Annotated in this window: 9 protein-coding genes and 4 tRNA genes; 9 read left to right on the forward strand and 4 right to left on the reverse strand. The window is 59.6% G+C overall.

What is annotated here, in order from left to right; genetic code table 11:
• Positions 1-30 precede the first annotated feature (30 nt).
• The 8 genes from SFA35_RS19500 to SFA35_RS19535 all read left to right on the forward strand — a co-directional run bounded on the left by SFA35_RS19500 (position 31) and on the right by SFA35_RS19535 (position 13,343).
• A complete protein-coding gene (locus SFA35_RS19500) occupies positions 31-549 on the forward strand; it encodes an Hcp family type VI secretion system effector (RefSeq protein WP_320572158.1) in 519 nt (172 codons plus the stop codon).
• A 73-nt stretch (positions 550-622) separates the two neighbouring features.
• Positions 623-2,653 (forward strand): type VI secretion system Vgr family protein, encoded by a 2,031-nt coding sequence (locus SFA35_RS19505; RefSeq protein WP_320572159.1) that lies wholly within the window; start codon positions 623-625, stop codon positions 2,651-2,653.
• A complete protein-coding gene (locus tag SFA35_RS19510) occupies positions 2,650-3,585 on the forward strand; it encodes a hypothetical protein (RefSeq protein WP_320572160.1) in 936 nt (311 codons plus the stop codon). Before SFA35_RS19505 ends, SFA35_RS19510 begins: the two co-directional genes overlap by 4 nt.
• On the forward strand, positions 3,582-6,743 hold the full coding sequence (locus tag SFA35_RS19515; RefSeq protein ID WP_320572161.1) for a T6SS effector BTH_I2691 family protein: 3,162 nt from the start codon (positions 3,582-3,584) through the stop codon (positions 6,741-6,743). Before SFA35_RS19510 ends, SFA35_RS19515 begins: the two co-directional genes overlap by 4 nt.
• A 26-nt stretch (positions 6,744-6,769) precedes the next feature.
• Positions 6,770-7,573: a DUF6708 domain-containing protein gene (locus tag SFA35_RS19520; RefSeq protein ID WP_320572162.1), complete on the forward strand. Its 804-nt coding sequence runs from the start codon at positions 6,770-6,772 to the stop codon at positions 7,571-7,573.
• A 50-nt stretch (positions 7,574-7,623) separates the two neighbouring features.
• Positions 7,624-7,881: a PAAR domain-containing protein gene (locus SFA35_RS19525; RefSeq protein WP_320572163.1), complete on the forward strand. Its 258-nt coding sequence runs from the start codon at positions 7,624-7,626 to the stop codon at positions 7,879-7,881.
• Between the two features lie 321 nt (positions 7,882-8,202).
• Positions 8,203-12,273, forward strand: a complete 4,071-nt coding sequence (locus tag SFA35_RS19530; protein ID WP_320572164.1) for a DEAD/DEAH box helicase — start codon at positions 8,203-8,205, stop codon at positions 12,271-12,273.
• Between the two features lie 101 nt (positions 12,274-12,374).
• Positions 12,375-13,343, forward strand: a complete 969-nt coding sequence (locus tag SFA35_RS19535; RefSeq protein ID WP_320572165.1) for a class I SAM-dependent methyltransferase — start codon at positions 12,375-12,377, stop codon at positions 13,341-13,343.
• A gap of 66 nt (positions 13,344-13,409) precedes the next feature.
• On the opposite strand, the gene SFA35_RS19540 is transcribed toward SFA35_RS19535, so the two are convergent.
• The 4 genes from SFA35_RS19540 to SFA35_RS19555 all read right to left on the reverse strand — a co-directional run bounded on the left by SFA35_RS19540 (position 13,410) and on the right by SFA35_RS19555 (position 13,820).
• Positions 13,410-13,485: transfer RNA gene (locus tag SFA35_RS19540), tRNA-Gly, on the reverse strand.
• Between the two features lie 3 nt (positions 13,486-13,488).
• A tRNA-Glu gene (locus SFA35_RS19545) sits at positions 13,489-13,564 on the reverse strand.
• 102 nt (positions 13,565-13,666) lie between these two features.
• Positions 13,667-13,742, reverse strand: a tRNA-Gly gene (locus SFA35_RS19550).
• A 2-nt stretch (positions 13,743-13,744) separates the two neighbouring features.
• A tRNA-Glu gene (locus SFA35_RS19555) sits at positions 13,745-13,820 on the reverse strand.
• A gap of 231 nt (positions 13,821-14,051) precedes the next feature.
• On the opposite strand from SFA35_RS19555, the gene SFA35_RS19560 reads away from it, so the two are divergent.
• Positions 14,052-14,834, forward strand: a complete 783-nt coding sequence (locus tag SFA35_RS19560; protein WP_320572166.1) for a hypothetical protein — start codon at positions 14,052-14,054, stop codon at positions 14,832-14,834.
• Positions 14,835-14,890 lie beyond the last annotated feature (56 nt).

Below are 14,890 nucleotides of genomic sequence, written 5' to 3' on the forward strand. Positions count from 1 at the left end.
ATACCCGGTAACAACCACAAGGAGATTCACATGCCAACACCCGCCTACATCAGCATGACCGGCACCACGCAGGGCGCCATCACCAGCGGTGCTTTCACCGCTGATTCGGTCGGTAACGTCTACGTCGAAGGTCATGAAGACGAAATCCTGATCCAGGAAATCCAGCACCGCATCGGCGTGCCAACCGACCCGCAAAGCGGCCAACCGTCGGGCCCGCGCGTGCACAAGCCCTTCGTCTTCACCAGCGCCCTGAACAAGGCCACACCGATGATGTACCAGGCGTTGGCGAGCGGCGAGAAGCTCAGCAACGTCAAGGTGCGCTGGTATCGCACGTCCACCGAAGGCAAGCAGGAGCACTTCTTCAGCACCGAGCTGGAGGACGCGACCATCGTCGACATCGACACCGTGCTGCCCCATGCGCAGATGGAGATCAACAAGGACTTCACCCAACTGATCAAGGTCAGCCTGGCCTACCGCAAGATCACCTGGACCCATGAGGTGTCGGGCACCGAGGGCTCGGACGACTGGCGCAAACCTGTAGAAGCTTGACCACCTGCACCGAAAATCGGCCTGGGCGTGCCAAGCGTCCAGGCCCCATCGACAATAAAAAGGACAGGACTCCATGGCACGCCAATCAGACCTGCGCTACACCTTTGCGGCCCTCGCCAGCGAGGCGAAATTCGAGGTTGTCAGCTTCGACCTCACCGAAGGCCTTTCCCAGCCCTTCCTCCTCAGCCTGACCCTGTCCAGCCATGACCCCAACATCGACTTCGCCGGCCTGCTCGACTGCGCCGCGCTGTTCACCCTGTGGCACGGCGACACCCCGGTCCGCCACGTCCATGGTCTGATCAGCACCGTGCAGGTCGGCCAGAGCGGCTTTCGCCGCACCCAATACCAAGTGGTGATCGAACCCCAGCTGGCGCGCCTGGCCCTGTGCTCGAACTGGCGCATCTTCCAGCACCAGAGCGTGCCGCAGATCATCGACCAGGTGCTCGGCGAGCATCACCTGCTCAACCGCGAGCAACACCTTACCTCGCCTCACCAGCCCCGCGAATACTGCGTACAGGCCGGCGAAACCGACCTCGCCTTCCTCGCCCGCCTCGCCGCCGAAGAAGGCCTGCTGTACAGCTTCGAACACGATGACAAGGGCCACCGCCTGGTCTACACCGACCGCATCCTGTGTCTGGCCGCCATCGGCGAAAAAGACGCCTGCAGTGTCCTCTACCAGGGGGCCGCAGGCGGTGATCAGCCGCAGCCAGCCCTGAACCGCTTCAGCTACACCGAAAAGGTCTGCACCGCCCGCCAGGTGCAACGCGACTACACCTTCACCCACCCGCGCTACAACCTGCAGCACTCGCACCAGGGCCGCGACCTGCAACGCCAGGGGCCTGACTACGAGCGCTTCGACTACCCCGGCCGCTACAAGCGCGACGCCGCTGGGCAGCCCTTCACCGAGACGCGCCTGCTGGCCCTGCGCAACAGCGCGCGGGTGGCCGAGGCCACGGGCGATGATCCACGGGTGCGGCCGGGCCGCGAATTCCAGTTGGTCGAGCATCCGCGCCAGGCGCTGAACGCCTGGTGGCGGCCCGTTTATGTCGAGCACCAAGGCGCCCAGGCCCTGAGTCAGGAAGAGGACGCCGTGGGCGCGCCCTCAGGCACCTACTACACCCAGACCGCCCAACTGGTCGATGGCCGCGCCGAGTGGAAAGCCGAACTGCTGCCCCCACCCCGCATCAGCGGCACTCAGACCGCAACCGTCACCGGACCGCCCGGCGAGGAGATCTATTGCGACGAGTGGGGCCGGGTCAAGGTCAGCTTCCCCTGGGACCGCGAGAGCAGCAACGACGACAAGAGCTCGTGCTGGGTGCGGGTCAGCCAGGGCTGGGCCGGCACCATGTGGGGTGCCATGGCCATTCCGCGAGTCGGCCAGGAGGTGCTGGTGGGCTTCAATGACGGCGACCCGGACCAGCCGATCATCATCGGCCGAGCCTACCGTGCCGACAACCGGCCGCCCTATGAACTGCCCAGGCACAAGACGCGCATGTCGCTGAAAAGCCAGACCCACAAGGGCGAAGGCTTCAATGAGCTGCGCTTCGAAGATGAACTGGGCCAGCAGGAGGTATTCATCCATGCCGAGCGGGACCAGAACAACCGGGTCAAGCATGACGAAACGACCGAAGTCGGGCATGACCGTACGGAGAGCGTCGGGCATGACGAGCGGGTGAGCGTCGGCAACGATCAGTTCATCAACGTGTTCAACAATCGAGCCCTGAATGTGCATGGCCACCAGCACTCGACAGTGGTCAAGGACTGGCACGACAACGTCGAAAACAGTCGTTACCAGACCACCACCGCCGACCATCGCAGCGAGGTAGGCGGCAACAGTGAAGGGCTGATCAAAGGCCAGCGGACCCTGACCATTGGCGGGGGTGGAAAGCTGACCACTACCACCTATCGACTGGACACCAGCGAACGCCTGGTACTCACCGGTCCCGGAGGCAGCATCACGATCGATGCCGGCGGCGTATTCATCGAGGGGATAACGGTCAACGTCGCAGGACCCATCACGGCTGGCAGCAAGGGCAGAGGCAATGACCTGGGCTTGCAATTGTTGGCTGCGCAGACGAAGACCTGCGAGGGCCTGACACCATGAACTCAAGCATCGTCCTCGACTTCGTCAGCCATCAACATCAGCCCGACGCATGGTTGTACCTGCTCCTTGATCCTTTGGCGGAAATCCCGTCGGACGATCCTCTTCATCTCGATGCGCTGCGCCTACGCCTGGGCCAGGACGCCCTCACCAGCCTGCCAAGACCGGATCTGGAGTATGACATCCAGCACCATCCGGTGCTGATCACCATCGCCTCGCCGGGCGGTGCGCCGGCAGACGATCTGTTGCGCCTGTCCGGCTGGCATGCCCAGCGGGACGATGCGAGACATCACCGCTACGTATGCGGTTGGCTAAGCAGCACTGCCGCTGCACAAACCGTCAGCCGCCATTTGCAGGCGCTGAGCCTGTTGCCGACTCCAGCGGGACAGGCCTATCAGCCACTGCATGAACCCCTGCGTCTCGAACTGATGGCGGGTGTCATCGGCGCCGGCCACCCCGCCCCCTGGTGGCCAGTGAGACGCTGGTTGATCCCGGCCAGCAGCGGTGATGGTCTGGTACTTGAAGGGTATCCGGAATTCCAGGCGGTCACCGACCTGGAGCTGGCAGATAGGCAGGAGGACATTCCTTTGGCCAGCGCTTTGTTGGATATCTGGCGCAGAACGCTCAGCACCCTCGAAGGTTACGCGCCGGGCCGTTGGACTGGCCCCACCAGCCTGCCTCCCTTCGCAGTGATGCAGGCCCTTGCACAGATTCAGCAGGCGCGAACGCTGGAGCTGACCGACCCCGAAGACATCCTGCAACTGGCTATTCACCGGTTGATGCTGCATCCGCGCTTGCACTGGCACCCGAGGGTGCGCCAGCTCATCGGCAGCGCAGCTCGGGATGAGATACCGCTCGCCGACTCATTCGATCATTACCACGACCAGGACTGGGAGCTGATCGTCAACGAACTGGAAGAAGGGGCTGCCCAATGACGCTTGCTTCGCATACGCGCATAGCCACCACCGAATGTGCTCCTTCTATCAAAGGTTGCCGAGTCTGCCGACGCCAGGGCCTGGCAATTCTTCCTTTGCGCCGTTCACTGCTCCCCAAGCCGCACATCTGGAAGCACCTGCCCGAGCCGGAAATCTCCGACACTCAACTGGGCATGCGCATTCTGCGCGCCGGTTTCCTCTATGTGTTGCTGGATGACCGGATCTGGCAAGCCTATCAGGTCACCGTCGACGGCTACCTGCGCCAGTTCAACCCCTACCAGCCGCGGCACTGCAACGAACGTCGCCTGACCCGGGCCTGCGTGAATCAGGACCACGACATCCCTGCCTCATTTCTCAACATCGACACCGATAAATACCGCACCGCCTCTTTCGCTTTCTCCAGCGATCCCTGGCCGGTCAGTGTGTTGGACGCCTACAAAGCGCTGCGCAACATCGAGAGAATGCAAATGATCGATCTGGCCACAGCCCGGGACAACCCGACCCAGTACGGTAATTACCTCACCACTGACGAGCCTTGGGTGCAAAAGCACGTTTATGAATACCGTGACTTTGTGCCCGGCTTCACCAGTGTCCACGGCTTCCATAGCCGTGCTCACCGCCAATCCACGTTCAGAAACTACCTGCGCACGGCCCGGGTACACCCCACGCTAGGGCCCGGCGTGCTGGCCATCGAGGTGGATGACGACGTCGGCCTGGTTCAGGAATACAACGCCATGCGCGCCAGCTGGGCCCATGCGCGGCAGGTGTGGCTGGAGGAGCCGGAGCGGGCGTATCAGCATCAGACTTCACAGATTCTGTTGGCCATTCGGCAGTTGCATCGACAATGGGCAGACTCCAAGGTGAGGGTCCCCCCCCTGCCACCCGGCTCGCCCATCATCCCGGGAGCCTGGGAAAAAGCGCGCGCCCGTCGTGTGGACGAACGGGCTGCAAAAAGTGACGCCCGGCTGGAAGAACGCTACGACGAATCGAAGCGCGCGGCCTTTCAGACTACTTACGACACCGTGCTCGGGCTCTATCAACAACACATTGATGAGTACGGCGCACTGTATGCCCAGGCCTTCGACTCTGCCGACTTCCGGGTGGCGATGGAGCACGACTACGACGGGAATGACCGCCAATCGGGTATCGCCTACAGCAAGACGATGGCGTTGTGCCTTCGTGGTGGAGTCAGTGAAGCCGCCAACAATGACACTGGGCCCACGGCAATGCTGTGGCTGCAAATGCTCACCGATCCGCAAAGCCCGATCTACCGAGCGATGTTGATGCGCGACAAGCACCTGCTGGCAGAGCTACTGCCAAGCTTCAATGCTACGGGCGTTGAGGACTGGAATGATACCGGCAGGCTTTACGCGGTGATGAAAGATGTCGTTGGCAGCGATGAAGGCAAGGAAATGCGGCGGCAACAACTGCAGACCGCCTTGGCGGAAATAATAACGGCGGTAAACGCTGCCAACCTGCGTCTGAAGGCCCTTACAGGGCCCGGCGTGGAATGTGCCCTGTCCCGGCTCAATACCGCCAGCCAGTTTATCTATAACGGTGTGTCGATGATGCAAATCCACATCCCGATAAAGCTCGGCGAATATTACGCATTGCAGTCCAAATACATCCGCAGTCTGCAAAATCGACTGAGTGACAGCTACCCGGGCAAACACCAGAAAGCTCGCCCGATGATCATCGGAGGCCTGCTGAGCCTCTCGGTGATGGATCCGAGCGTTGCCGACCGGGTGGTCAATGCTTCGCTCTGGGTAGAGGGCACCCTTGAAGAGCTGCAGAAGTCGCTCGCAGGAGCGAAGGACGCTGCGGCGAACGAACTTTCGCCCGTCGAACCCTGGCCTGGCCTGGTGGCAGTCAGCGTAGGACTCGGCACGCTGGACCCTTCGGTCCGACACGCCATTGCGGGGCTGAAGATAAACACGCATCAGGCAAAAAAATGGGTTTCGGCAGGCTTCACAGGCCTTAGAGGGATTGCCGGAAGTGCCGATTTTTTGCTTGCTCTCGGCGGCCTGTATTTTATGCATGATGCTTTGGTCAAGAACCTGAAAGCGGCTAATGAGATAATCGGCGAGAGGCCTAGAGAGGCTGCGTTGGCATTGGAGGGTAGTTCCCTCGCCGTACTTGGTGCCGCAGCTGAAATTACTGGTATCGCGCTTAAATCAGCAAAATATGGACTGGAGGCAAACAGATTAATTACGAGCACATCAGTGATTGCAACCCAAGCCGCTAGTTACGCCGACCAGCTAATAAAACTGGGTGGCCACACGCTTGCATTGACAGGGTTTGTGGATGCAGCTCAGACGGGATTTGCGGCATACCGAACTTACCAAACAGGGGATCATACATCTATGTATATCTACCTGAGCTCATCCACATTGTCCGCCCTTAGCGCTGGGACTGGCTTAAAGTCCGTAAGCACAAACCAACTAAATCTACGAGGGGCGCTAGGCTGGACCATACTTTTTTCTATCGGAGCATTTGCTCTATCGAAAATAGCAGAAATTAAAGAATCATCAATGCTAGAGTCATGGGCGAAACGTTGTTTTTTTGGAACAGGCGGCGAAATTTTTGAAGATCATTGGAGCACTTCGGAGTCAGCAGCAACGGCATGGGCAGAATTAAATGCGATCACTACCGGGATGCGCGCCATAATACAATTTAAGCGCGAGAAATCAGCTCTCGGATCGACAGACTTGGCAATGTTACAACCATCCATCTCTTACAAAATTATATTCCCCTATTTTGATAAAAACCGGGCAAGTTATCGATGGGCTTTATTTTTGCACCGCCGTGACGACGAAAAATCACACAATTATATTTCTGGGGAACCCATTTTCGAGCAAGAGCACAATCCAACAACCGCAACAACCCCGGCAATAACCAAACAATCCAAACTGTTACGCACAAGGGAGTACGATTACCCTGACTACGATATACCCGTAAACACCCCACTTTTGGAAAATCGAGTCATCAAATCAGAAGGCGAGGGCATGGTTGCATTTCTTGATATTTATGGACAAATCAAGACACATCTATACATGAACCCGAATCGCATTACGGGAGTCTCCTTTTACGTGACCTACTGGCCCGACAAAGAGACCCCGGACGTATATGCAGAATTAGTACAGACAAAAAAAATCTAGAACTAAACTGATAAAATGAGACTGCAATGACGCGCACTCGTGAAGCTGAGAATCCTTTTCGCGCCCTTGGCTGGAAATATAATCTACCTAACCCAAACGAAACGCCCTCAAAGACACCAAACGCGAAAACCTTAACAAAACATCCCCGCCATATGGATAATATTTACATGGAATTATCCAGAGAAACAAGCGCGAACCGTGAAGCAGGTATTCTATTAACAATTAGCGGGCTTGTCATATTGGTTGTCTATCTTGCCATAACAATCACTTTAGTAGACTTTAACAGAATCGAGACTTCATTGATACTGGCCGGAGTGTTAGTTTTTTCATGCACTGTGTGCCTATTCTATTATTTCTGGCGCATTGACACTGAGACTCCAGTTGATGAACCCATTCGCTTCAATCGAAAACGACGAAAAGTTTACGCATACAACTTTCGACCCAATGGAAAAAAATTCTACTGTCGCAAGGGATGGGGCGCCACTCCAGTTGTCTATGACTGGGACAATCTGCGCGCGGAGTTCTATAGCGTTTATGGTCCTATGGGAACTGGCGGTCTGGTGGAAAACATATACTTGGCTGTGGTCGAGCCAGGAACCGGAAAAATCATAGATCGATTCTTCTTCGCCCACGGGCAGTCTCAAGGTGAAATGTACTGGGCATTGGCCCAAATATACATGCAGCAAGGGCCTGAAGCTCTTTCCGATTTCGGCAACGCTTCTGAAGCCTGGGCCAGAATGTACGCTGTTGAAAACCTAAGCCGCCGAATCGGCCCCAAAGTGCAGTGGCCGCACGCAATGGACGTGGAATCCAAGACAGCACCCTCATGACTCTCCCAATAAACACCGGATCCCGCTCCACACCGAAAGGAAGCCCCCCAATGAAACCCATCGTCCTGGTCGGCCACGCCCACCACTGCCCCATCCACGGCGCCGGTGAAGTCATCACCGGTTCCTCCACTACTTTGCTCAACGGCCGCCCGGTCGCTCGAGTCGGTGATGAAATCAGCTGCGGAGCCGTCATCGAAACCGGCTCGCCCTATCATTCAGACCAGGGCAGGCCCATCGCCAGAGTCGGAGACAGCACCGATCACGGCGGTACCCTGATCGAAGGAGATGGCGACTGGGTGCTCGACTGAGCGCCGCTCAATGGAGGGCCCAATTAGCCTCCACTATTTGCATTACCTAGTTACAAAATACTCAAACGCGCACCCACAAATGCCAGCCCCGACAACGCCGCCGCCAACAACAGGATACATCTTGTCAAATAACCAGCTGTTAAAGCTCTACCCCTTCCAAAAAAGTGAAACAATATTTTTCTAAACATTTGCAATATTTTCACACTACTGAGAATCAAGCCAAACAGAGTACTCAACAAAGGTCGACAACTGATCCAACCTGATGAAAACTAGCCAGCTCCTCACCCCCCTCATTCAGCTTCCTGCGTTCATAGGCCCCGAATGTCCCAATGCCCCCTTACCCGCGCCGACCTGCCCTATCACTGCCAAGCCGTTCTCTTCGGGTTGATCACCGCGTTCCCCGGCAGGGGCAAGAACTCGTTGCTCAAGATTATCCGCGCCATGGACGTCACCGATGAAAGCGGCAGGCTGCTGAATATCGACACCTTGCTGGAGACACTGGAGTGGCTAAAGGCCGAGGGTTGGGTCGTGGGCGAGCAGCGTCAGGAGGGCCATTACTACTGCGTCGCGTTCGAGCGGCGCAACCAGGTGCTGTTGAGTCTGACCTATGCCGCCGACGGCTCCTATTGGTTGCAGGCGATCACCGATCATATGCCGGCAAGCCAGCCGTGGAAGCTGTTTCCGACATTGCAGGAGCTGTGGCTGTATCTGCTGACGAACAACATTCGGCGGTTCGAGAATTCATTGCGCATGCTCGGCAGTTTTGCCCAGGACATGCCGGCCTGGCATCCCATGCACCAGCTGCAGGGCGACGCTGCCGGGCTGGAGTTCATGGCGTTCAAGGGTAACGAGGTCAGCTTGATGCTGGTCGAGCACTATCTGTACCTGAACAACTTGCGCTTGGGGCCTGTAGGTCCCTGCTATCGCCTGGCCGTGGAGCAGCTGCGGCGCACGCCCAATTCCGCATTGGGGCTGCAGTTGCAGCTGCAGGCGATCTGGCGTGGCGATCAGCGCGTGCTCGACAGCTTCAGCGACCAGATGCCGACGCTGCCCAAGGTGATGCACGGCCTGTGTCGTGGCCAGGTGGACCAGGCCTTGGCCTTGTTGCGCGGCATCCTCGTCGACCAGCGCAAGGAGACCCGCAAGCGCCGCATCGACTTCCCGCCCGTGCTCAATGGCCTGTATTGCCTACTGCTGTTGGCCGAGAACGATCCCAAGCAACGTGCGGCGCTCAAACAGGCGCTGACGCTGGGTATCCAGGAGAGTTTCGGTGCGGCCTACCCGGTGCTGTACAAGTTGTACGAGCAGTTGCAGGGTGGCAAGGCGCAGCTGTCGGCCGAGCTGCCGGACACCCTCAACGGTCTGGACGGACTGATGCTGGCCCTGGGGCTTTACTGGCTGGATGCGCCAAAGGCCAGGTTGCAGCGCTGGTGCACGCGGCTCGAAGCCTACCGCGAGCAACTGCAGGATGAAGGCTACCTATGGCTGGCGGCGGAGTTCGATGCGCTGATTGCCGAGCAGTTCGGTGGGCCGCGGCGCCTGGCCGAGGTGCATGAGCGCGATGGTCTGCAACCGCTGGTCGGGTTGTTTATGCGCCAGGAGACCTGGCAGCATGCGCTGAGTGCCTTGAGTCAGCTCAAGCCGAGCAAGGCCTCCACCGTGACGGCAGAGGGCGATCCGAGGTCGCGCCTGAGCTGGTTCATCGCCATGGACCGCTACCCGCACCAGCTCGAGCCGCGCGAGCAGAAGCGCAACGCCAAGGGCGTGTGGAGCAAGGGGCGCCCGCTGTCGCTCAAACGCCTGGCCGAGGACGGCGCGGGCCTGGACTATCTGTGCGAACAGGACCGCCAAACCATCGCGGCCATTCAGGTGAGCAAGGCCTATTACAGCAGCATTCACTATGAACTGCCGCTGGAGCTGGGCTTGCCCCGGCTGGTCGGGCACCCCGCACTGTTTTGGGAGGATGCGCCGGATGTTCGCATCGACCTGCTCGAAGGCCAGGCCAGCTTGCGCCTGCAAGCCGGCAAAGGCGCCATCAGCCTGCAACTTGAGCCGCCCGGGGTCGTCAACGCTCAGCAGATCTTCCTCGACAAGGAGACGCCGACCCGCCTGGTGGTGTACCCGCTGAATCGGGAGTTGCGGCAGATTGCCGAGATCATCGGCGACGGGCTGACCGTGCCGCAGTCGGCCAAGGCGCAGTTGATCGCGGCGGTGAACGCGATCGCCCCGCTGCTGCCGATTCATTCCGACCTGCCGGAGTTGACCGGCCACCTGGACCGCGCGGCCGCCGACACGCGGCTGTATGCGCACCTGCTGCCACTGGCCGAAGGCCTGCGCCTGCAATTGCTGGTGCGGCCGCTGGCCGAAGGCAGCTGGTTGCGTCCGGGCCAGGGCGCGGAGAATCTGCTGGGCGAGCGCGATGGCAAGCCACTGCAGGTGCATCGCGATCTGGCAGGCGAGCGCCAGGCCCTGCAACGAGTGTTGCAGGCGTGCCCCGGCCTGGCCGATGCCGACAGCGACGGCCATGAGTGGCAGCTCGATCAACCGCAGCGCGCCTTGCAGGTGCTCAGCGAGTTGCAGGCCATTGCCAGCGAGCAACTGCAGTGCATCTGGCCGGAGGGCGAGCGCATGCGCATCGGTGGGCGCAGCAGCCTGCGCCAATTGAAACTGGGTCTGCGCCAGCAGGACGACTGGTTCATGCTGCAGGGCGAGATTCCCCTGGACAACGGCAAGGTGCTGCAGCTCCGCCAGTTGCTGGCACTGTTCAAGGCCAACCCGGGGCGCTTCGTCAGGCTCGACGACGGCGACTGGCTGGCACTGGATGACAGCCTGCGCAAGCGCCTGGACGAGTTGGGCCACCTGGCCGAACGGGTCACCGAGCAGGGTTTGCGCCTGAGCCAGTTGACCGCGCCGTTGCTGGCCAACCTCGCCCAGGAGGTCGGCGCCTTCGAGGCCGACCAGCGCTGGCAGGCACACCTGGACAAGCTGCAATCGCTGCGCGACTTCCAGCCCCAGGTGCCGGCCACCCTGCACGCCGAACTGCGCGGCTATCAACGCGAAGGTTTCGCCTGGCTCTCACGGCTGGCGCACTGGGGCGTGGGCGCCTGCCTGGCCGACGACATGGGCCTGGGCAAGACCGTACAGACCCTGGCCCTGCTGTTGGAACGCGCGACCAGGGGTCCGCAACTGGTGGTGGCGCCGACATCGGTGACGCTCAACTGGCAAGCCGAATGCCAACGCTTCGCCCCACACCTCAACGTGCGCGTCTACCAGCAACAGCGCAGCTTGACTGACCTGGGCGCCAACGATCTGGTCATCGCCAGCTACGGCCTGCTACAACAGGAAAGCGCTGCCTTCGCCGCCCAGCCCTGGACCAGCGTGGTCCTGGACGAAGCCCAGGCGATCAAGAACGCCCAGACCAAGCGCTCGCAGGCGGTCATGGCGCTGAAGGCCGACTTCCGCCTGGTGGCCACGGGCACGCCGCTGGAAAACCACCTGGGCGAGCTGTGGAATCTGTTCAACTTCATCAACCCCGGCCTGCTCGGCAGCCAGGAAAGTTTCGCCACCCGTTTCTCCATCCCCATCGAGAAAGGCGATGGCGCGGCGCGTCGGGCGCTGAAGGCGCTGATCCAGCCGTTCATCCTGCGCCGCCTGAAGAGCCAGGTGCTCGACGAACTGCCGACCCGCACAGAGATTACCTACAAGGTCCCGCTGTCCGAGGACGAAGCACACCATTACGAGGCGCTGCGCCAGGCGGCTGTGGATAATCTTGCGCAACTGAACGCGACGGCCGGAAAGTCCATGCAGGTGTTGGCCGAGATCACCCGGCTGCGGCGGTTCTGCTGCCACCCGACCCTGGTGCTGCCAAGCGCGAATCTGCCGGGCAGCAAGTTTCAGGCGTTTACCGAGATCGTCGGGGAGCTGTTGGAGAACCGTCACAAAGCCCTGGTGTTCAGCCAGTTCGTCGACCACTTGAGCATTGCCCGGGCCTGGCTCGACCAGCAGGGCATCCGCTACCAATACCTCGACGGCTCGACCCCGGCCAAGGAACGGCAAAACCGCGTCGAGGCTTTCCAGGCGGGCGTCGGCGATATCTTTCTGATCAGCCTCAAGGCCGGCGGCAGCGGTCTCAACCTGACCGCCGCCGACTACGTCATCCACCTCGACCCCTGGTGGAACCCGGCCGTGGAAGACCAGGCCAGCGATCGCGCGCACCGTATGGGCCAGCAAAAGCCGGTGACCATCTACCGGCTGGTGGCCGAGCACACCATCGAGGAGCAGATCGTCGCGCTGCACGCACGCAAGCGCGACCTGGCTGACAGCCTGCTGGAAGGCGGCGAGATCAGCGCCAAGCTGGATGCGGATGCGTTGCTGGAGTTGCTCAAAGGGTAAGGACGACTGAGGTATGTACGCCATCTACCGCGTCGTTGGCGCGTGTAAATTTGCCAGTCTTATAACTGTCATTATCGACAGCTGACGGGTCACTGACAGCCATGGAAGATGTCACCTGGGCTCTGCAGTGGATGAGCCTGGTCGCGTCCTGTCCACTAGCGAAAGGTTTGAACGTCATGTTTAACCTCGTTCAGGTGCTGAACAAATGTCACGAGGAGATGCAAGGCGGTATTTTCAGTCTTGGCTTCAACGAGCTGCTGGATTCCCTCAATGAGTATCGTCTCGCGGTAGACGAAGATACCTGGCTGAACCAGATAGTCCCGACCTGCCGATCTCATCCGATTACCGACATTCTTCATCAGGATCCCTATACCCGCCGGGCGCTGGACAGGCCCCGCGGGTATGCCGGGGATGCCGTGATGATGGACTATGTGTATTTCCAGACGCCGCCGCACTGCACCGTGGCCGGCAAAACGGTGTTTTCAGCGCTGACTACGAGCACCAATGGAGACAGCGTAAGATGGCGGCGGCTGCATATAGCTGACCTTATCCGCGACCTGGCCGCCAAAGGCTCGGGACTTTCGGTGATGAGCGTTGCCTGCGGGCACTGTCGAGAGGTTCAGTTGCTTGACCTCGCCACGCTAGGCAAGATTGCCCGATACGTCGCCGCGGACCAGGACCCGCTAAGCATTCAGGTCGTGCAGGAGAGTACCTGCGCGCCGGTAGTCGTACTTCACACTTCCGCCAAGGCACTTGCTCATGACAGCAGCCTGCAGAGCTTCGACTTCATTTACTCGGCAGGCCTGTTCGACTACCTGGCAGATCGTCCCGCTCAAGCGTTGAGCCAGGCTCTGTGGGCCAAGGTCAAGCCCGGCGGCAAATTGCTCCTGGCCAACTTTACACCGGACAACTGCGGGCGGGGCTATATGGGGGCATTCATGGACTGGGAGCTGGTAGTGCGCACGCGAAATGACATGCTCAAGCTCCTACCACGTGAATCGGTAGCAAACTCGTATCGTTATTTCGATCCCTATCGCAATGTCGTGTACCTGCAGGTCATCAAAGCCTGAAAGCAAATCATTTTCCAGGCACACACAAAAACGCCGCTCATCTCTGAGCGGCGTTTTCGTACAAAATGGAGCGGGAAACGAGACTCGAACTCGCGACCCCGACCTTGGCAAGGTCGTGCTCTACCAACTGAGCTATTCCCGCAAATGGCGTCCCCTAGGGGACTCGAACCCCTGTTACCGCCGTGAAAGGGCGGTGTCCTAGGCCACTAGACGAAGGGGACACGCTAACTGAAACACCATGGTGTGTGGTTCAGTGCCCAGCACCACACCGCAGTGTGACGCTGGCTTCACTCAACCTCGCCCGAAAGCAAGGCTGTATAAACTGGAGCGGGAAACGAGACTCGAACTCGCGACCCCGACCTTGGCAAGGTCGTGCTCTACCAACTGAGCTATTCCCGCAATGGCGTCCCCTAGGGGACTCGAACCCCTGTTACCGCCGTGAAAGGGCGGTGTCCTAGGCCACTAGACGAAGGGGACACACTACAACTTCACTGCCTGCCGCGCTTCGCTGAGTGCTTTACGCTGCAAGTGGCGCGCATTCTAGGGATGCTTTGAGGGGTCGTCAACCCCCTGGTATAAATTTATTTAAATCAACGACTTCGCCCCGGTTTGCGGGCACCGACAGGCGGTTGTCCAGGGGCGGCCTCTATCCGCCTGTATTGGAAGGCTCTACACTCGAATGACGATATTCCGATTGAGGTCCCGACGTTGAGCGCATTCACTATCACCATGCTGATTCTGGCAGGGGTGGCGATTCTGATCGCCATCGGCTTCCTGAACAATGCAGTGGAAGCCAGCAAGATACAAAAAGCGCGCGCCAGGCTGGACATGGCCGATCGGCTGCGTCGTTGCGTGGAAATCAACGAGACCTTTCCGGGGCAATTGGTGACGCCGGATTTGAAGTTGCTGTTCCTGCGCCTGGAGCTGAACCTGGTGCAACGTTCATTGAAGATGGACAAGCGCAACGGCATGCACCGTGAGCGTGCCGAAGAGCTGGAGAAGTTGATCGCGCTGGGCGACAAGAAGATCAAGGTGGACAACCCGAGCGTGCCGATCCTCACCGAGGACTATGCCAAGCACATCAGTTATCTGCTCGAGAGCCTGCACAGCCAGATCACTCGGGCGGCCAAGGAAGAGTTCCTCTCGCATACCGAGACCAAGCGCTGGGTCAAGGAGATCAAGCACATCCTGGTACTGGTGCACATCGAGTTCTTCAACAACCTGGGGCAGCAGGCCCTGGCCGACGACGAGCCGGGGCAGGCGCGGCTGGCGTTCGAACGCGGTGTACAGTACTTGAAGAACCAGCCGGAGCCGGCACTGTATGACGAGCAGCTCAAGTACCTGCAGAAGTTGCTGGCGCGCACCAACAGCATCGTGCTGACCAACGTGCAGCACAAGGTCAATGAAAGCAGCGAGCTGACGGCGGGCCTGCAGGAAGAAGCCAAGGCCGAGGAAGAAGCCGATGGCGAGTGGAAGAAGAAGCGGATTTGAGGGCGGGCGCCAGGATCACAACGGCCTGGCAACCTCTCAGGGGCTACCCCCCCTCC

The organism is Pseudomonas sp. HR96 (genome assembly GCF_034059295.1).
Lineage (GTDB): Bacteria > Pseudomonadota > Gammaproteobacteria > Pseudomonadales > Pseudomonadaceae > Aquipseudomonas.

Bases quoted from the DNA above. Each gene is read 5' to 3' on its own strand.
- SFA35_RS19500 (WP_320572158.1), top strand. From the start codon at position 31: ATGCCAACACCCGCCTACATCAGCATGACCGGCACCACGCAGGGCGCC.
- SFA35_RS19505 (WP_320572159.1), top strand. From the start codon at position 623: ATGGCACGCCAATCAGACCTGCGCTACACCTTTGCGGCCCTCGCCAGC.
- SFA35_RS19510 (WP_320572160.1), top strand. From the start codon at position 2,650: ATGAACTCAAGCATCGTCCTCGACTTCGTCAGCCATCAACATCAGCCC.
- SFA35_RS19515 (WP_320572161.1), top strand. From the start codon at position 3,582: ATGACGCTTGCTTCGCATACGCGCATAGCCACCACCGAATGTGCTCCT.
- SFA35_RS19520 (WP_320572162.1), top strand. From the start codon at position 6,770: ATGACGCGCACTCGTGAAGCTGAGAATCCTTTTCGCGCCCTTGGCTGG.
- SFA35_RS19525 (WP_320572163.1), top strand. From the start codon at position 7,624: ATGAAACCCATCGTCCTGGTCGGCCACGCCCACCACTGCCCCATCCAC.
- SFA35_RS19530 (WP_320572164.1), top strand. From the start codon at position 8,203: ATGTCCCAATGCCCCCTTACCCGCGCCGACCTGCCCTATCACTGCCAA.
- SFA35_RS19535 (WP_320572165.1), top strand. From the start codon at position 12,375: ATGGAAGATGTCACCTGGGCTCTGCAGTGGATGAGCCTGGTCGCGTCC.